This window comes from uncultured Thermomonas sp. (genome assembly GCF_937872235.1).
Taxonomy (GTDB): domain Bacteria; phylum Pseudomonadota; class Gammaproteobacteria; order Xanthomonadales; family Xanthomonadaceae; genus Thermomonas; species Thermomonas beijingensis.
This window is the reverse complement of record NZ_CALMPC010000054.1, coordinates 14,153-30,847: the sequence shown is the minus strand read 5'-3', so window position 1 is coordinate 30,847 and position 16,695 is coordinate 14,153. Positions and strand designations below refer to the sequence as shown.

The window sequence follows — 16,695 nt, the reverse complement described above, 5'->3', positions numbered from 1 at the left end:
CGCCTGATCAACGGCGAGAACGGCGTACCGGGCATTCCGGTGGTGTGGGGCATTTCCGCCACGGTGGAGCGCTTCAACCGGGCCATCGAAGGCATGCAATCCCGAAGCACCTTGCCGCCGGTGACGGTGGATGCCAGCCGCGTGCAGGAGTCCGGCCTGCTGAAGGACACCATCGCACTAGACATTCCCGACGAAGCCGGGCGCTTTGACACCGTGCTGCTGAGCCGCGCCACCGACAAGCTGCGCGAATCCAGCGCGGAATGGGCGGCCTATGCCGCACAGCAAGGCGGCGGCGAACCCGTGCAGCCATTGATGGTGCTGCAACTGCCGAACACGCCGAACCAGAAATTGGTCGGCGAGTGGCTGGACACGATTTTCCGGAAATGGCCGGACTTGCCGGAAACTGCGGTGGCGCATGTGCTGGGCGAACACAAGCCGCAAACCTTCGGCACGTACACAGTGCCGCACATCGCGCCCGAGCGCGTGCAGGACGACACCTCGATCCGTGTGCTGCTGGCCAAGGACGCGATCAGCACCGGTTGGGACTGCCCGCGCGCGGAAGTGATGCTGTCGTTCCGCCCGGCCAGTGACCCGACCCACATCGCGCAATTGCTGGGCCGCATGGTGCGCACGCCGCTGGCGCGGCGCATTCCCGGCAACGACCGTCTGAACATGGTGGATTGCCTGTTGCCGTATTTCGACAAAGAAGCGGTCGAACGCGTGGTCAAATCACTGCGCGATGGCAGCGGCGAGATGCCGCCGACCGGACGCATCCTGATCAATCCGGTGGAAATGAAGCCCAACCCCGAGGTGACGGCCGCCATCCGGGACAAATTCGTTTCACTGCCCTCGCAGACCCGCCCGCAACGCGGCGCGAAACCGCCGGTGCGCCTGACTGCACTGGCGCATGAACTCGCTTTCGACGGCCTGCTGCCCGGTGCCGGCAGCAAGGCGCATGCGGCAATGCACGCGGTGCTGGATGCCATCGTCGCCGATCCGGCAAAACACTTCACGGACAAACGCGCGTCGGTGATGACGGTGGAAGGCCGCACCATCCTTGCCAACCTGCGCAAGAATGAAATCCGTGATGATCCTTTCGAAACCGAGGCCGACGATGCCGTGATCGGCGACGCCTTCCGCCGCAGTGCGCGCATCCTCAGTCCTGATATTGCCCGCACTTACACCGTGGAGCGCGCCAAGCGCCATGACGCAACCGATTTCGACGACGCGCTGATCGAGGCACGTGAAGACGTGGCCGCGCTGCATCTACTGGAAAACCTGCAAGTGCAGTTCGATGCCGAAGCCACCAAGCAGGCCAATGCCTGGCTGGCCGAGTTCAAGGGCGCAATCAAACAACTCCCGGACGACCGCCAGGACGCTTATCGCCAGATCATCGCGATGAGCACGCAGCCGCAGGATGTGGATCTGGCGTTGCCGGTGTCGCGCCTCGAGCCGACCACCGTGCGCGAGCAAGACGGCACGGAAACGATGATTCCCGTGTATTCACGGCATTTGCTGTGTGACGACAAGGGCCAGTATCCCGCCGAGTTGAATGGCTGGGAACGCAAGGTACTGGAAGCCGAATCCGCACGCGAAGGTTTCCGCTTCTGGTACCGCAACCCGGCCCGCCCTTCGCAGGATTCGCTGGGCATCGGCTACGTGGAAGACAGCGAAACCAGGATCGTTCGCCCGGATTTCATTTTCTTCGCGGAGCAGGACGGCAAGGTCGTCGCCGATATCGTCGATCCACACGATCCTTCCCGCGCCGACGCGCTGCCCAAACTGCAAGGCTTGGTGCGTTATGTGGAAGCGCACCCGGACGCCTTCCGTCGCGTCGCCGCGGTGGCGTTCGTTGATGGGAGATGGCGCGTGCTGGAGTTGACCCGTATGGACGTGCGGAACGCGGTCATCACCGCAACCCGTGCCACCGGGCTGTATGCGGGGGCAATGGCGGGGGATTACCACTGATTCCCTGCAGCGCGGTCGTTTCTGGGAAAATGCCGCCGTCTCACCGACGGCAGCCGACATGACCTGCGCACCCCAACTCCGCATTCCCGCCACCTACATGCGCGGCGGCACGTCCAAGGGCGTGTTCTTCCGCCTTGAAGATTTGCCCGCTGAGGCGCAAACGCCAGGTGCGGCGCGCGATGCATTGTTGATGCGTGTCATCGGCTCACCCGATCCCTATGGCAAGCACACCGACGGCATGGGTGGGGCGACCTCATCGACATCCAAATGCGTGATCATCGCGCCGGCATCGAAGCCGGATCACGATGTGGATTATCTGTACGGGCAGGTCAGCATCGATGCTGCCTTCGTCGACTGGTCCGGCAACTGCGGCAACCTGTCCACCGCTGTCGGGCCGTTCGCGATTGCCAATGGTTTTCTTCCCGCCGAACGCATTCCCGACAACGGCACCGTCACGGTGCGTATCTGGCAGGCCAATATCGGCAAGACCATCCTCGCCCAAGTGCCGGTAACGGACGGACAAGTGCAGGAAACCGGGGATTTTGAAGTGGACGGTGTCACCTTCCCGGCGGCTGAAATCGTGCTGGAGTTTCTGGACCCGTCGGACGATGCGGGCGATGGCGGTGCCATGTTCCCGACTGGAAACCTGATCGATGACCTCGCCGTGCCCGGCATCGGCACATTGCCGGCCACGATGATCACTGCCGGCATCCCCACCGTGTTCGTCAATGCCGCCGACCTTGGGTTCGATGGCACCGAATTGCAGCCGGCCATCAACGACAACAAGGCCACGCTGGCCAAGCTCGAAGCCATCCGCGTGGCCGGGGCGCTGCGCATGGGCTTGATCAACACACCGGAAGAAGCGGCCACGCGGCAGCACACGCCAAAGCTGGCATTCGTGGCACCCCCGCAGGCCTATGTCTCGTCGGCGGGCAAGCCGGTGGCCGCCAGCGCCATCGACCTCAACGTGCGTGCCATGTCGATGGGCAAGCTGCACCACGCGATGATGGGCACCGCTTCGGTTGCGATTGCCACGGCGGCGGCGGTGCCGGGCACGCTGGTCAATCTGGCCGCCGGTGGCGGCATGCGCGATGCGGTGCGCTTCGGCCACCCGTCCGGCACGTTGCGCGTGGGTGCGTCGGTGGCGCAGGTGGACGGCCAGTGGGCCGTCACCCGTGCAGTGATGAGCCGCAGTGCGCGGGTGTTGATGGACGGCTGGGTGCGGGTGCCGCAGGGCTGACCGTATCGCGTCACTTGCGCCAGCGGGTTTCCCCCCTGTAGCGAAATCAAGGGGGAGGCAGCGGGCGCAGGCCGCTGCCGGAGGACATTCGCGGAAGGGGGAAACCCGCTGACGCAAGTGACTCAAGCGCCGCAACAAAGAATCAGCCCTGTCCCTACTCCGCCGCCTCCGGCACGCAAAAACCGCCGCCGAATTTCCCGGAACGATCGAAGCAACAGGCGCGACGCTGGCCTGCGGCGAGCTTGTCGATGGCCACAGCAATTCGCTTCACCCGGGTTTCGGCTTTCTTTCCGGACGTGATCCACGCGATCCAGTCGCGGCGCGCCACTGCGGTCACGTCGTCCCAGACCGCCTTTGCTGCGGGATGGACAGACAAGGCTTGTCGCAGATCGTCCGGCAGCTTGGGTTCGGGCTCTTTCGCCATCGGCGCGATGTCCAGCGCCACCGCCTGCCCCACCGCCACCGCCGATGCGGCCAGCAGCTCCGCACCCACCTTCAACCAGTGGCCGCCCGCGCCATCGGGTTCCAGCGTGGCCTGGAACGGGCTGCCCGCCAACGTGCCGTCCACGCTCACCATGCTGCGCGTGGGCAATTGCTTGCTGGCGACACTCGGTAACAAGAGGAACGCCCAATCCGCGCCGATCGGCGTGGCAGGTCGCTGCAGCTTGGCTTCAAAACGGATGCGGCCAGCGGGCTTGGGCATGCTCTGACGATAACACCGCAGTCATGTCACCCGCGCCGGCAAGCGCTCCATCATTCGACGGCGCAGACCGCGGCGGAGGCTTGGAGCCGTTCGAGCTTGTCCAGTTCATGCCGCGCCTGATCGAACCCGGTCGCTGGCACCAAATCCGCATTGCGATCGGACAGCGCGTCCCAGTGTTCGAGGATCGCTTCGGCCGTGGCTGTTTCACCCAAGGCAATGCCTTGCGTCATCGTCAGCTGCACCAGCTCGAAGCTGCCCGCGCCGGCGCTGAGGATGGCACGATTGGGGGCTTGCTCGCTGACGAGCGCCAGCACCGCAGGACTGACCAACTCGGGTTTGAATTTGGATAATTGTTCTGGCGGCAAGATGCCTTCCATCATCCGTGTAGCACCGGTGGGGGCCAGACAGTTGACGCGAATGTCGTGCTTTTCGCCCTCGATGCCGAGCGTCTGCATCATCCCCACCAGCGCCATCTTCGCCGCCGCGTAATTGGCCTGGCCGAAGTTGCCGTACAGCCCGCTGCATGAGGTGGTCATCACGATGCGGCCGTAGTTCTGCGCGCGCATCGTGTTCCAGACCGCATGGGTGCAGTGCGCCGCGCCCATCACGTGCACGTCCAGCACCAAACGAAAATCGGCCAGGTCCATCTTGGCGAAACTCTTGTCGCGCAGGATGCCGGCGTTGTTGATCAGAATGTCGATGCGGCCAAACTCCGCCAGCACCGCCACCACCATCGCCTGCACCGCCTCGGCATCGGCCACCGAACACTTGGCCGCACGGGCCTGACCGCCCGCGGCACGGATTTCCGCGACCACCGCATCGGCAGCATCGCCCAAATCATTGACGATGACCTGCGCCCCACGGCTGGCCAACAGCAGCGCATGCGCGCGGCCCAAGCCGCCGCCGGCGCCGGTGACGATGGCCACGCGGCCACTGAGGTTGATGGGTGAGGTCATGCGATCCATTCTCCTTGGGGTGCAAGTTGCAAGCGCGACTGGATCTCCAGCTCGTGCAAGGTGGGGGGCAAATCGGACAGTGAAGCCAACGTGCGCATGCGTCCTTGACCATGCGTCAGCGTGGCCTCGGCTTCGTGCGCCCAGGTGGTGTGATACGGCACATGCACGCCCCAGCCACCAAGTTCCAACACCGGCGCGATATCCGAACGCAGCGAATTTCCCACCATCAAAAATTGCGCTGCATCAATACCAAACTCCGCAAGCAAGCGTGCATAAGTTGCCGGGTCTTTTTCGCTGACCACCTCGATGCGACGGAACAAATCCGACAGCCCGCTATCGCGTACTTTGGCTTCCTGATGAAACAAATCACCCTTGGTGATCAAGACCACCGGGTGCTGCGTGGCCACCGCCGCCACCGCATCGCGCACGCCGGGCAGCAACTCCACCGGATGTTGCAGCAGTTCTTTGGCCAAGTGGATGATGCGGCCAATGTCAGCGGCGCGAATACGGGCCCCGGTGATGTCGATGGCGGCTTCGATCATCGACAGCGCCATGCCTTTCACGCCATAGCCGAAGAACGCGATGTTGCGTGATTCGTATTGGTATAGACGCTGGCCCACATCGGCCAGATCGACGTAAGCGGCAACGATGCTTTCAAACCGCTGCTGCGCTTCGTCAAAATAATCCTGGCTGCGCCAAAGGGTGTCGTCGGCATCGAAACCGACCAGCGCGATACCGCCGTGTGTGCTCTTCATCTGCATAGTGTAATCAGCCTGCGTATTTACACCGGCAGTGCGGTGGTGCGCTTGACCGTGCGCAGCGCCAGCGTGGTCTGCACACGGGTGACGCCGGGCAACTGGGTCAACACATCGGTATGGATGCGTTCGAAGTCGGCGGCATCGGCATACACCACCCGCACCATGTAGTCGGCAGTGCCGGCCAGCAGGCAGCATTCGGTCACTTCCGGATGGTCGTGGATGGCGCTTTCGAATGCATCCAGCGCGCCGCGCCCCTGCTGGTCCAGCGTCACCAGGACGAAGGCGGTGCCGGGCAAGCCGGCCTGATCTTCGTCCAGCAACATCACATAGCGCGCCACCAGCCCCGAGTCTTCCAGCAACTTGACCCGGCGCAGGCAGGCCGAGGGCGACAGATTGATGCGTTGGGCCAGCTCCAGATTGCTCAGCCGGCCGTCGTCTTGCAGCAACCGCAGGATGGCACGGTCACGCTCATCCAAGACGATGCCAATGGGTCGAATTTTATTCATTTACTTGTTTGATTATTGAAATATCACTCCAATATTAGCCGTTAATCATGGCGAAATTGGCGACAGAATGCGCGTTTCGAAGCGCATACTGCGTCCCTTCCGGTGCCGGGACAGCTGGCATCGCCCAGCCAAGGAATACCCGCATGCGTATCGGCGTCCCCAAGGAAATCAAGAACCACGAATATCGCGTAGGCCTGATCCCCACGTCGGTCCATGAGCTGATTCACCACGGCCATGAGGTGGTGGTGCAAACGGGTGCCGGTCTGGGCGCGGGCTTGTCCGACGAGGACTACATCGCCGCCGGCGCCACTTTGCTGAACACTGCGGATGAAATCTTCGCCAGCGCCGACATGATCGTGAAGGTCAAGGAACCGCAGGCCGACGAGCGCAAGAAGCTGCGTCCCGGCCAGATCCTGTTCACCTATTTGCATCTGGCTCCCGATGCGCCGCAAACCAAGGACCTGATCGACTCCGGCGCAGTCTGCATTGCCTATGAAACCGTCACCGCCGCCAATGGCTCGCTGCCCCTGCTCACCCCGATGTCGGAAGTGGCCGGCCGGCTGGCCCCGCAAGTGGGCGCGCATGCGCTGGAGAAAGCACAAGGCGGGCGTGGCGTGCTGCTGGGCGGTGTGCCCGGTGTGCCTGCGGCCGAAGTGGTGATTCTGGGTGGCGGCGTGTCCGGCACCCACGCCGCCACCATTGCCGTGGGCATGGGCGCGCAAGTAACCGTGGTCGATCGCTCCAACGATGCGCTGAAACGTTTGTCCAGCCAGTTTGGGCCGGCGATTACCACGGTCTATTCCACCCGCGCCGCGATTGAAGAGTTGCTGCGCCGTGCGGATCTGGTGATCGGCACCGTGCTGATCCCGGGCGCTGCCGCGCCCAAACTCATTACCCGCGACATGCTCAAGCTGATGAAACCGGGCGCGGTGATTGTGGACGTGGCGATCGACCAAGGCGGCTGCACCGAAACCTCGCACGCCACCACCCATGCCGACCCCACCTATGTGGTGGATGGCATCGTGCATTACTGCGTGGCCAACATGCCCGGCGCCGTGGCGCGCACATCGACCTTCGCGCTCAACAATGCCACCTTGCCGTTCACCCTGGCGCTGGCCAACAAGGGCTGGAAACAGGCACTGATCGACGATACGCACTTACGCAACGGCTTGAACGTGTGCGCCGGCAAACTCACCTGCGCGCCGGTGGCCCAAGTGCACGGCCTGACCTACACCAGCGCGGAAAGCGTACTGGGCCTGTAAGGCATCACCAACCCCTGGGTGAAGCAGCAGTCATGCATTCTTCCCCCACTTTCGGGGATGGCCTTGCCATCCCCTTTTTTTTTGCACATTCACCCACACCCGTAGAACGCGGCATGATGGCGTTTTCTTCCATCCCTCACCCATCCCTCGCCCATGACCGACTGGACCGCACGGATCCGCACCATCCCCGATTTCCCCAAGCCCGGGATCGCGTTCAAGGACATCATGCCGATGCTGGCCGATGCCGAGGCATTCGCGGCGGCAATTGATACGCTGGCCGCGCCGTGGCGCGATGCCCGCATCGATGCCGTTTTGGCGATTGAATCACGCGGCTTTCTGTTTGGTGCGCCGCTGGCGCGCACGCTGGGGGCCGGCCTCGTCCCGCTGCGCAAACCCGGCAAATTGCCGGGTCCGGTGCTGGAAGCCCGCTATGCGCTGGAATATGGCAACGATGTTCTGCAGGTGCAAGCCGATGCGGTCGCCCCCGGCACGCGTGTATTGCTGGTGGATGATGTGCTGGCCACCGGTGGCACCCTGTTGGCCGCGCAAGTGCTGGCGCAGCGGTTGGGCGCCGAGATTGTCGGTGCGAGCGTGCTTATGGAATTAGCCTTCCTCAACGGCCGCAGCCGCTGGAACGGCCCCCCGTTGCGGGCAGCACTGGTGGTGTAGCCGCACGCTGTTTCCGATTGGCGGGCAAAGCCAATAAGATCTCAGGGTTAGCTCAACAATTCGAAATTTTTTCGAAATAAAACGAAACATTTTATATTGCGTTTCGCGGTCTCCTGCGGCACACTGCCCACTTTCCCGGAGGGCGGTCATGCACCCCTTGCAATCACTGATTGCACGCCACCAACAAGGCATCACCTGTGGTGTGACGTCAATCTGCTCGGCACATCCACTGGTGATCGAGGCTGCGTTGCGCCATGCCCGGTGCCATGACCTGCCGTTTGTGCTGTTTGAAGCCACCTGCAACCAGGTCAACCAGGACGGCGGCTACACCGGCATGACCCCGGCTGATTTCGTGCGCTTTGTGCATGGCATTGCGCGCAAGGTGGGGTTTGATCCCGCACGCATCCTGCTGGGTGGCGACCACCTTGGCCCCAACCCGTGGACAGCGCTGCCTGCCGAAGTCGCGATGACCAAGGCCGAGACCATGATCGCGGGGTATGCCCGCGCCGGGTTCGGCAAGCTGCATCTGGATTGCTCGATGGCCTGCGCCGACGACCCCACGCCACTGCCCGAAGCCATCATCGTGCAGCGCGCCGTACGCCTGTGCCGGGCGGCAGAAGCGGCCTATCCGCAGGCGGGTGGGCCGGCACCGGTGTATGTGATCGGCACCGAAGTGCCGGTCCCTGGTGGCGCCACCGAAGCCATCGATGGGCTGGCCGTCACCACGCCAGACGCAGCACTAGCGACGATCCAAGCCCATCGCGCCGCCTTCCTTGCCGCCGGGCTGGAGGCTGCGTGGATGCGGGTGATTGCCTCGGTGGTGCAGCCGGGCGTGGAATTCGATCATCACAACGTGATCGCCTATGCCCCCGCCAACGCGCAGGCATTGAGTGCGGCGATTGCCCGCCAGCCGGGCATGGTGTTTGAAGCGCATTCCACCGACTACCAAACCCGCACCGCGCTCCAGGCACTGGTGCGTGACCACTTCGCCATTCTCAAAGTAGGCCCCGGGCTGACCTTTGCCTTGCGCGAAGCCTTGTGGGCACTGGATGCGATTGAGCGCGAGTGGATTGCCGATACACAGCGCGCCCATCTGCGTGCCACCACACTCACCCGCCTGCACGCCGAACCCAAGTACTGGCAGCGCTACTACCACGCACAAGGCGAGCAATTGCACATCGACCTGCAATACAGTCTCAGTGACCGCATCCGCTATTACTGGCCAGACACGGCGATTGAGCGCGCCCGCTTGCAACTCTTCGATACGCTGCGCAGCAACCCGCCGCCGTTGGCACTGATTGGGCAATACCTGCCACATGCCCTGCTCGCCCTGCGCGAGGGCCGCATCAGCAACACCCCGGACGCGCTGGTGATGGCGCATATCGACACCGTATTGGATGATTACCTGCATGCCTGCCACTGACTTCTTCGGCATCGACCGCACCACGCTGGCGGCCAGCGGCGCGCTGCATACGGCACGCGAAATCGCCCAGCAGCCGCGCATGCTGGAAGCCACCCACGCGCTGGTGGCGGCGCTGAAAGCGCAACTGGATGCCTTCTGCGCGCCGATCACCCACAACCCCGATGCACGGGTGATATTGGCCGGTGCCGGTACGTCGGCCTATATCGGGCAGATACTGGCACCGCTGCTGGACCGGCAATTGGCCGCCCGCGTGGACGCAGTGGCCACCACCGATTTGGTCAGCGCACCGCAGCTCCATCTGGATGCGACACAACCGCTACTGCTGGTCTCGTTTGGGCGCTCGGGCAACAGCCCGGAAAGCTTGGCTGCGGTGACGCTGGTGGAACAACAGGTAGACGTGGCGCGGCATCTGATTGTCACCTGCAATCCAGAAGGCAAACTCGGCAAACTCCAGCTACGCCAGGCCATGACCTTGCAGCTGCCCGAAGCCACCCACGACGCCAGCTTTGCGATGACATCCAGCTTCAGCTGCATGTTGTCTGCCACCTTGGCCGCGCTCAGCCCCACACCGATATCGGATGCCCGCAACACCGCTTTGGCCGAGGCCACCGCGGGCACGCTGATCAGCACGCGTGCCCCGCTGCAAGCCTTGGTGGCATTGGCCTGCGACCGCGTGGTGTATTTGGGCAGCGGCGTGCTGCAAGGGCTGGCACGCGAGGCCGCACTGAAATTGGGCGAACTCAGCAACGGCGCGGTGGCCACCTGCTACGACACGCCGCTGGGGTTTCGGCATGGCCCCAAAACCTTCATTACCACCAATACACTGGTGTTTGTATTCGTTTCCAACGCGGCTTATACCCGCCAATACGATCTGGATCTGATCGACGAATTGCGCCGCGATGGGCTGGCCGCACGCGTCATCGAAATCAGCACACACCTGCGTGATGCGCACGCGCAAGACAGCCTGCTGATTCCCGCCTCGGCAAACACCGCCGATATTGATCTGGTGTTTCCCTGCATCGCCATTGCCCAGCTGTATGCCTTCCTGGTGTCGCGTGCGCTGGGGCTATCGCCCGACAACCCCAACCCGCAGGGGATGGTGAACCGGGTGGTGCAAGGCGTGCGGCTGTATTCCTTGGAGACGTAAGCGCATGGCCTGCTTCCTTGGCATCGATGGCGGCGGCACCAAGACCCGCTTCTTGCTGGTGGATGCCAACGCCGTGCCGCTGGCGCGGGCCGAACTGGGCACCACCTATTTCCCGCAAGTGGGGCTGGACGGCGCTGCCAATGTGCTGGAAGCAGGTATCGCACAGGTCTTGACCCGCGCCGGGGTGGCCGCCAGCGACATCAGCTGGGCTTTTTTTGGACTCCCCGCGTATGGCGAGAATGCGGCTATCGCCAGCCAGCTGGAAGCCTTGCCCGCCTGCATCCTTGGGCATGCCCGCTACCACTGCGACAACGACATGATTTGCGGCTGGGCCGGCTCACTGGCCTGCGCAGATGGCATCAACCTGATCGCCGGCACCGGCTCGATGGGCTATGGCCAACGCCTCGGCAATGGCGCACGCGCCGGCGGCTGGGGCGATCTGCTGGGCGATGAAGGCAGCGCCTACTGGATCGCCGTGCGCGGCCTGAATGTGTACTCGAAAATGAGTGATGGCCGACTGCCGAAAGGTCCGCTGCACACCATCGTGAATGACTACCTGAAACTGACCCGCGACTTGGACTTGTGCGCGCAGGTGTATGGCGAAGGCGTGGGGTCGCGCACCGAGATCGCATGCCTGTCGCCACTGGTTGCGCACGCTGCGCAGGCGGGCGATGCCCACGCGCAACGCATCTACCAGGACGCCGGCCACGAGCTCGCGCAAATTGCGATCGCACTGTGCGCAGCACTCGGGTTTACCCCATCGGAACCCGTGTCGGTGTCGTACTCCGGCGGCGCGTTTCATGCCGGCGAATTATTGCTTGCCCCGCTACGCGCAGCCCTGCATCGTGCATGCACACGGTTTGATCTGCGCCCACCGCTGCACAGCCCCGAGATGGGCGCGGCGCTGTATGCGATGCGGTTGGCGACATCACGCTAAGCGGGCATGGCGAATGGTGAATGCCGAACGCCTCAAGCCTTCTTCACGAACTCCGACTTCAGCCCCATCTGGCCAATGCCATCAATCTTGCAGTCGATGTCGTGATCACCATCGACCAAGCGAATATTGCGCACCTTGGTGCCCACCTTCACCACCAACGATGAGCCCTTCACCTTCAGATCCTTGATCACGGTGACGGTATCGCCATCGGCCAACACATTGCCCACCGCATCCTTGATGATGTTGGCAGCGTCATCGGCGCCCGCATCAGCGGGCATCCACTCATGCGCGCATTCCGGGCAGACCCATTGCGCGCCGTCTTCGTAGGTGTATTCGCAATTGCATTGCGGGCAAGGTGGCAGCGTGGTCATGAGGTAGCCGGTGGCGTGTGGGGGTCTGCCATTTTACTCGCTTGCCCGATTTCGGCCTAACCTTGGCACCCCAAACCCGTTTGCGGATGAAGACATGACGCTGGACTGGATCGACCTGCGCAGTGACACCGTCACCCAACCCACCGCGGCAATGCGTGCGGCGATGCACGCGGCCGCAGTCGGCGACGATGTGTATGGCGAAGACCCCATGGTCAACCGCCTGCAACAACGGCTGGCCGATGATCTGGGTTTCGAGGCCGGCCTGTTTGTCCCCAGCGGCACGCAGTCCAACTTGCTGGCGTTGCTGGCCCACTGCGAGCGTGGCGATGAATACATCGTGGGCATGGACGCGCATACCTACAAATTCGAAGGCGGTGGCGCGGCCGTATTGGGCTCGATCCAACCGCAACCGATCGTGCAAGCCGACGACGGCTCGCTGCCGCTTGAGCGTGTGGCGGCCGCCATCAAACCGGTGGATCCGCACTTTGCGCGTACGCGCTTGCTGGCCCTGGAAAACACCTGGCACGGACGTGTACTGCCGCTGGACTATCTGCGCCAGGCGCGCGCGTTTTCACGCACGCACGGACTGGGCCTGCATCTGGACGGTGCGCGCTTGTTCAATGCGGCGATTGCCTGCAAGGTACCCGCCCGCGAGATTGCGCAGCAGTTCGATACGGTTTCCATTTGCCTGTCCAAGGGCCTCGGTGCACCGGTGGGATCGGTACTGGTGGGAAGTGCCGCCTTGATCGGGAAAGCACGCCGCTGGCGCAAGGTCTGCGGTGGCGGCTGGCGACAAGCCGGGATGTTGGCGGCGGGCTGCTTGCACGCGCTGGATCAGCATGTTGCACGTCTCGCCGACGACCACGCACGCGCCGCACAACTGGCCGACAACCTGGGCAAGATCGACGGCCTTACCCTGCTGGGCCAGCACACCAATATGGTGTTCATCGATGTGCCGGCGGAACGCCTGCGCGCACTCGACACGCACCTGCGCACCGCCGGCATCCGCATCAGCATCGGCTACCTGCCGACCCTGCGGCTGGTGACCCATCTGGACGTGGACGATGCCGGTATCGAACGCACCGTGGCGGCATTCGCTGACTTCTTCACCCGCTGACAAAGCGGGCACCGCGCATTCTCGCAAACGTAACTCGATCCATGCCATGGTGTGCCCCCATCCTGCAGGAGCAGCGCAATGCACACGTACAAAGTGGGTTATTTGGTGGGCAGCCTGGCCAAATCATCGATCAACCGCAAGCTGGCCAAGGCGCTGGCCAAGCTGGCACCACCAGAGCTGCAACTGCATGAAATCCGGATTGGCGAACTGCCGCTGTACAGCTACGACTACGACGCCGACTACCCCGACGTTGCGCGCCTGTTCAAACAGGCGATTGCCGATGTCGATGCAGTGCTGTTTGTTACCCCCGAATACAACCGTTCCATTCCTGGTGCGCTGAAAAACGCCATCGACTGGGCCAGTCGGCCGTGGGGCCAGAACGCCTTCAGCCGTAAACCCTCGGGCGTGGTGGGCACCTCCCCCGGCTCGATCGGCACCGCGGTGGCACAGCAGCATCTACGCAGCGTGCTGTGTTTTTGCAACTCACCACTGATGAATACGATGGAGGTCTATCTGCAAACCACACCAGACCTGATCGACGATGACGGCAATATCAGCAACCCCGGCACTGCTGATTTCCTGCGCAAGTACATGCAGGAATATGCGCTCTTTGTGCAGCGCGTACTAACGGTGCTTCCGCGCGAAAGTTGAGTGCCTGCGGCGGACCAATCGACCACGCCCGCTGGCCGGGATGACTGCAGTTCAGCACTCGCCATCGCCCGATTGCCGGGCCTGCACCACATCATGCTTGCGCCCCTTGAACGGCGCATACCAGCGCTGCAGGCGGGCGATATCGGTGGGCATGTCATCGCTCAATTCGAAGGCGGGGCCGATCACGATGCAGCGATTTGGGTAATCAAACGCGGCCACCACCACCGGCACACCCGCCGCGTGCGCGATGTGCCAGAAGCCCGGCTTCCACCGCTGCACTGGTTTGCGGGTACCCTCCGGCGCGATGGCATACCAAATCTGATCCCTGGCCTGCATCGCGGCCACGGCTTGTTCGACCACGCCCTGTGGTGCGCTGCGGTTGACCGGAATCACGCCCTGCCAACGCAGCAACGGCCCCATCAGTGGAATCTTGAACAAGCTGTGCTTGCCGAGGATCGACAACCGGATGCCCATCGCCAATTTGGCGGCAATGCCCCACACGCCATCCCAGTTGGACGAATGCGGCGCGGCAATCAACACCGCCTTGGCGATGTCCGGCAGCGCGCCCTGCATGCGCCAGCCGCCCAGCCGCAACACGCTGCGCCCCAACCACTGGGCAAGCCGGTAGCGCGGCATTTTGGGCACGTTTGGCGGCAGTGACAGCACCACCTGCTGCTTGTCTATCTCGCTCAATCCCAACTCCGCCCGGTCCGCCCCTGCTTGATGCTCGCACGTCCGCGCTTGTCACCCAAGCGGCGCTCTTTGGAGGCACGGCTGGGCTTGGTGGCGATACGCGGCGTGGGCGCGTGCAGACCGCTTTCGATGAATGCCGCCAGGCGCGTGCGCGCATCTTCACGGTTGCGTTCTTGCGTGCGAAAACGTTGCGCGGCAATCACCAACACGCCCTCGCTGGTGACCCGGCGGTCGCGCTTGGCCAACAGCCGCATGCGCACCGGTTCCGGCAACGACGGCGAGCCAGCCACGTCGAAACGCAATTCCACCGCGGTAGCCACCTTGTTGACGTTCTGCCCACCCGGCCCCGACGCCCGCACGAAGCGTTCGCTCAATTCGTCATCAACGATGGTGATGCGGCCAATCTGCATGCGGCCATTGTAGGGGCAAGCTCACGCCGCGGGCGCGGCCGCAAACAGCGCCAGCGCCTTGCCAAATTCGGCGTCCACCGGCGCAAATACTTCCACGTACGCACCCGTGTGGGGATGGGTAAACGCCAAGCGCTGCGCATGCAACAACATGCGGTGCATCCCCTGCATGCGGAAATTGCGATTGTGGCGGCCATCGCCGTGGCTGGAATCGCCAATCAGGTGATGGAACATGTGTTTGAGGTGACGGCGAATTTGCCGAAAGCGTCCGGTCTGCGGCGCGGCCCGCAGCCACGCATAGCGCGAAGTCGTAAAGCCCGCCGAAGGCAGCGGTAGCTCGCAGCGTGCCAACACCGAGAACCGGGTAACCGCAGGTTTCTTGTGCGGCTTGCCGGGACCGCCATCCAACGGGTAATCCACCGTGAATGCAGATTCGGCCGGCCAGCCCCGGCAGATCGCCCAATAGTCTTTTTCCACATCATGCGCCATCAGCGTCTTGCCCAGCGCAGAGGCGGTGTCGCGATCAAACGCCAGCAGCAGGCAACCGCTGGTTGCGCGGTCCAGCCGGTGCACCAAAAAAACAGGCTTGCCGAATTGCTTGCGCAAACGATCCGCGGCGAAGTCGGTTTCGCCGCGCGCCAACGCACTGTCATGCACCATCAAGCCAGCCGGCTTGTTCACCACTGCCAAAAACGCATCGGCATACAACACGTCCAGCGGCAGTGCGTGTGCCGCGGCGGCTGGCGTGAACGGGGCTGCTTCACTCATGCGCCCATCGTGGCGCAGTCGATCACGAAGCGGTATTTCACATCGCTCTTGAGCATACGCTCGTACGCGACGTCGATGGCTTGCGCGTCGATTATTTCGATATCGGCCACGATGCCGTGCCGGGCGCAGAAATCCAGCATCTCCTGGGTTTCCGGCAAGCCGCCAATCAACGACCCGGCAATGGCTTTGCGGCCAAATACCAGACCCATCACATTCGGGCTGGGGTGCGGCGAGGCCGGTGCACCGACCAGGCACATCGTGCCGTCGCGCTTGAGCAGATGGATAAAGCCATCCAGCACATGCGGCGCGGCCACGGTATTGAGAATGAAATCGAAACTGCCGGCGTGCGCTTGCATCTGCGCCTCATCACGCGAGTTCACCACGGCATCGGCGCCCAAGCGATGCGCCTCGGCACGCTTGGATTCGCTGGTGGTAAACGCCACCACCTGTGCGCCCATCGCATGCGCGATCTTGACGCCCATATGTCCCAACCCGCCGATACCCACGATACCGACCTTCTTGCCCGGCCCCGCACCCCAGTGCCGCAAGGGCGAGTAGGTGGTGATGCCCGCACAAAGCAGCGGCGCGACCGCGGCGAGTTGTTCGCCTGGGTGACGCACATGCAATACGAAACGCTGATCCACCACGATCCGCTGCGAATAGCCACCCAGCGTGTGGCCGGGCGCATCGGCGGTGGGGCTGTTGTAGGTGCCGATAATGCCTTTGCTGCAATACTGCTCCAGTCCCTCCTCGCAGGAAGCACAGGTGCGGCAGCTGTCCACCAGGCAGCCCACGCCCACCGTATCGCCCGCCTTGAACGCAGTGACGTCCGCGCCCACCGCGCTGACATGCCCCACGATTTCGTGCCCCGGCACGCACGGGTACACGGTGCCCGGCCATTCGCTGCGCACCGTGTGCAAATCGGAATGGCAGACGCCGCAATAGGCGATGTCGATCTGCACATCCTGCGGCCCCGGTGCGCGGCGCTCGATATCAATCGCAACGATGGGTTGGTCGGCCGCATGGGCCCCGAATGCGTGGGTGGTCATGGCATCACCGCAAGGCAAAGAAAGGAATCCGCACGATACGCTGGTCAACTGCCATTTGCAGCGGTGCCTG

General features: G+C 63.3%; 18 protein-coding genes. 9 read left to right on the top strand and 9 right to left on the bottom strand.

Annotation, left to right across the window (positions count from 1 at the left end; genetic code table 11):
- The coding region (locus QWB57_RS04425; RefSeq protein ID WP_288968506.1) for a type III restriction endonuclease subunit R at positions 1 to 1,968 on the top strand (1,968 nt) is incomplete at its 5' end.
- A gap of 58 nt (positions 1,969 to 2,026) precedes the next feature.
- Complete coding sequence (gene prpF, locus QWB57_RS04420) at positions 2,027 to 3,208, top strand: 2-methylaconitate cis-trans isomerase PrpF (protein ID WP_288968505.1); 1,182 nt, start codon at positions 2,027 to 2,029, stop codon at positions 3,206 to 3,208.
- A 154-nt stretch (positions 3,209 to 3,362) separates the two neighbouring features.
- On the opposite strand, the gene QWB57_RS04415 is transcribed toward prpF, so the two are convergent.
- Genes QWB57_RS04415 through QWB57_RS04400 form a run of 4 tightly spaced genes read right to left on the bottom strand, consistent with a single transcriptional unit; the run spans position 3,363 to position 6,131 of the window.
- Entirely contained in the window at positions 3,363 to 3,911 is a 549-nt protein-coding gene (locus tag QWB57_RS04415; RefSeq protein WP_288968503.1) for a YdeI/OmpD-associated family protein, read from the bottom strand.
- Between the two features lie 50 nt (positions 3,912 to 3,961).
- Positions 3,962 to 4,867, bottom strand: coding sequence for an SDR family NAD(P)-dependent oxidoreductase (locus QWB57_RS04410; protein WP_288968502.1), 906 nt, complete (start codon positions 4,865 to 4,867; stop codon positions 3,962 to 3,964).
- Positions 4,864 to 5,622 (bottom strand): HAD family hydrolase, encoded by a 759-nt coding sequence (locus tag QWB57_RS04405; protein ID WP_288968501.1) that lies wholly within the window; start codon positions 5,620 to 5,622, stop codon positions 4,864 to 4,866. The genes QWB57_RS04410 and QWB57_RS04405 overlap by 4 nt, the downstream gene beginning before the upstream one ends.
- Before the next feature lie 26 nt (positions 5,623 to 5,648).
- Positions 5,649 to 6,131 (bottom strand): Lrp/AsnC family transcriptional regulator, encoded by a 483-nt coding sequence (locus tag QWB57_RS04400; protein WP_223629397.1) that lies wholly within the window; start codon positions 6,129 to 6,131, stop codon positions 5,649 to 5,651.
- A gap of 143 nt (positions 6,132 to 6,274) precedes the next feature.
- Here QWB57_RS04400 and ald point away from each other — a divergent pair, with 143 nt between their 5' ends.
- The 5 genes from ald to QWB57_RS04375 all read left to right on the top strand — a co-directional run bounded on the left by ald (position 6,275) and on the right by QWB57_RS04375 (position 11,569).
- On the top strand, positions 6,275 to 7,393 hold the full coding sequence (gene ald / locus QWB57_RS04395) for an alanine dehydrogenase (protein ID WP_288968500.1): 1,119 nt from the start codon (positions 6,275 to 6,277) through the stop codon (positions 7,391 to 7,393).
- Positions 7,394 to 7,546: 153 nt separating this feature from the next.
- Entirely contained in the window at positions 7,547 to 8,062 is a 516-nt protein-coding gene (locus QWB57_RS04390; RefSeq protein ID WP_223629395.1) for an adenine phosphoribosyltransferase, read from the top strand.
- Between the two features lie 148 nt (positions 8,063 to 8,210).
- Complete coding sequence (locus QWB57_RS04385) at positions 8,211 to 9,485, top strand: D-tagatose-bisphosphate aldolase, class II, non-catalytic subunit (RefSeq protein ID WP_288968499.1); 1,275 nt, start codon at positions 8,211 to 8,213, stop codon at positions 9,483 to 9,485.
- Positions 9,472 to 10,632, top strand: coding sequence for an SIS domain-containing protein (locus tag QWB57_RS04380; protein WP_288968498.1), 1,161 nt, complete (start codon positions 9,472 to 9,474; stop codon positions 10,630 to 10,632). The genes QWB57_RS04385 and QWB57_RS04380 overlap by 14 nt, the downstream gene beginning before the upstream one ends.
- A 4-nt stretch (positions 10,633 to 10,636) precedes the next feature.
- Positions 10,637 to 11,569, top strand: a complete 933-nt coding sequence (locus QWB57_RS04375; protein ID WP_223629392.1) for a BadF/BadG/BcrA/BcrD ATPase family protein — start codon at positions 10,637 to 10,639, stop codon at positions 11,567 to 11,569.
- Between the two features lie 32 nt (positions 11,570 to 11,601).
- Here QWB57_RS04375 and QWB57_RS04370 read toward each other — a convergent pair whose 3' ends face one another.
- Positions 11,602 to 11,940, bottom strand: coding sequence for a zinc ribbon domain-containing protein YjdM (locus QWB57_RS04370; protein ID WP_223629391.1), 339 nt, complete (start codon positions 11,938 to 11,940; stop codon positions 11,602 to 11,604).
- 100 nt (positions 11,941 to 12,040) lie between these two features.
- Here QWB57_RS04370 and ltaE point away from each other — a divergent pair, with 100 nt between their 5' ends.
- Together ltaE and QWB57_RS04360 are read left to right on the top strand one after the other, a co-directional pair.
- Complete coding sequence (gene ltaE / locus QWB57_RS04365) at positions 12,041 to 13,057, top strand: low-specificity L-threonine aldolase (RefSeq protein ID WP_288968507.1); 1,017 nt, start codon at positions 12,041 to 12,043, stop codon at positions 13,055 to 13,057.
- A 78-nt stretch (positions 13,058 to 13,135) separates the two neighbouring features.
- Positions 13,136 to 13,708 carry an NADPH-dependent FMN reductase gene (locus QWB57_RS04360; RefSeq protein ID WP_288968496.1) on the top strand — a complete coding sequence of 191 codons (573 nt, stop codon included), beginning with the start codon at positions 13,136 to 13,138 and terminating at the stop codon, positions 13,706 to 13,708.
- 51 nt (positions 13,709 to 13,759) lie between these two features.
- On the opposite strand, the gene QWB57_RS04355 is transcribed toward QWB57_RS04360, so the two are convergent.
- Genes QWB57_RS04355 through QWB57_RS04340 form a run of 4 tightly spaced genes read right to left on the bottom strand, consistent with a single transcriptional unit; the run spans position 13,760 to position 16,625 of the window.
- Positions 13,760 to 14,344 (bottom strand): 1-acyl-sn-glycerol-3-phosphate acyltransferase, encoded by a 585-nt coding sequence (locus QWB57_RS04355; RefSeq protein WP_223629455.1) that lies wholly within the window; start codon positions 14,342 to 14,344, stop codon positions 13,760 to 13,762.
- 53 nt (positions 14,345 to 14,397) lie between these two features.
- Positions 14,398 to 14,811 carry an alternative ribosome rescue aminoacyl-tRNA hydrolase ArfB gene (gene arfB / locus QWB57_RS04350; RefSeq protein WP_223629389.1) on the bottom strand — a complete coding sequence of 138 codons (414 nt, stop codon included), beginning with the start codon at positions 14,809 to 14,811 and terminating at the stop codon, positions 14,398 to 14,400.
- A 21-nt stretch (positions 14,812 to 14,832) separates the two neighbouring features.
- Positions 14,833 to 15,576: a pseudouridine synthase gene (locus QWB57_RS04345; protein ID WP_288968494.1), complete on the bottom strand. Its 744-nt coding sequence runs from the start codon at positions 15,574 to 15,576 to the stop codon at positions 14,833 to 14,835.
- The gene (locus tag QWB57_RS04340) at positions 15,573 to 16,625 is read right to left on the bottom strand and encodes an NAD(P)-dependent alcohol dehydrogenase (RefSeq protein ID WP_223629387.1); all 1,053 of its coding nucleotides are present in this window, start codon (positions 16,623 to 16,625) and stop codon (positions 15,573 to 15,575) included. Before QWB57_RS04340 ends, QWB57_RS04345 begins: the two co-directional genes overlap by 4 nt.
- Positions 16,626 to 16,695 lie beyond the last annotated feature (70 nt).

Excerpts from the sequence above, each read along its gene's own strand:
- prpF (WP_288968505.1), top strand. The coding sequence starts at position 2,027 with ATGACCTGCGCACCCCAACTCCGCATTCCCGCCACCTACATGCGCGGC.
- QWB57_RS04415 (WP_288968503.1), bottom strand. The coding sequence starts at position 3,911 with ATGCCCAAGCCCGCTGGCCGCATCCGTTTTGAAGCCAAGCTGCAGCGA.
- QWB57_RS04410 (WP_288968502.1), bottom strand. The coding sequence starts at position 4,867 with ATGACCTCACCCATCAACCTCAGTGGCCGCGTGGCCATCGTCACCGGC.
- QWB57_RS04405 (WP_288968501.1), bottom strand. The coding sequence starts at position 5,622 with ATGAAGAGCACACACGGCGGTATCGCGCTGGTCGGTTTCGATGCCGAC.
- QWB57_RS04400 (WP_223629397.1), bottom strand. The coding sequence starts at position 6,131 with ATGAATAAAATTCGACCCATTGGCATCGTCTTGGATGAGCGTGACCGT.
- ald (WP_288968500.1), top strand. The coding sequence starts at position 6,275 with ATGCGTATCGGCGTCCCCAAGGAAATCAAGAACCACGAATATCGCGTA.
- QWB57_RS04390 (WP_223629395.1), top strand. The coding sequence starts at position 7,547 with ATGACCGACTGGACCGCACGGATCCGCACCATCCCCGATTTCCCCAAG.
- QWB57_RS04385 (WP_288968499.1), top strand. The coding sequence starts at position 8,211 with ATGCACCCCTTGCAATCACTGATTGCACGCCACCAACAAGGCATCACC.
- QWB57_RS04380 (WP_288968498.1), top strand. The coding sequence starts at position 9,472 with ATGCCTGCCACTGACTTCTTCGGCATCGACCGCACCACGCTGGCGGCC.
- QWB57_RS04375 (WP_223629392.1), top strand. The coding sequence starts at position 10,637 with ATGGCCTGCTTCCTTGGCATCGATGGCGGCGGCACCAAGACCCGCTTC.
- QWB57_RS04370 (WP_223629391.1), bottom strand. The coding sequence starts at position 11,940 with ATGACCACGCTGCCACCTTGCCCGCAATGCAATTGCGAATACACCTAC.
- QWB57_RS04360 (WP_288968496.1), top strand. The coding sequence starts at position 13,136 with ATGCACACGTACAAAGTGGGTTATTTGGTGGGCAGCCTGGCCAAATCA.
- QWB57_RS04355 (WP_223629455.1), bottom strand. The coding sequence starts at position 14,344 with ATGCCGCGCTACCGGCTTGCCCAGTGGTTGGGGCGCAGCGTGTTGCGG.
- arfB (WP_223629389.1), bottom strand. The coding sequence starts at position 14,811 with ATGCAGATTGGCCGCATCACCATCGTTGATGACGAATTGAGCGAACGC.
- QWB57_RS04345 (WP_288968494.1), bottom strand. The coding sequence starts at position 15,576 with ATGAGTGAAGCAGCCCCGTTCACGCCAGCCGCCGCGGCACACGCACTG.
- QWB57_RS04340 (WP_223629387.1), bottom strand. The coding sequence starts at position 16,625 with ATGACCACCCACGCATTCGGGGCCCATGCGGCCGACCAACCCATCGTT.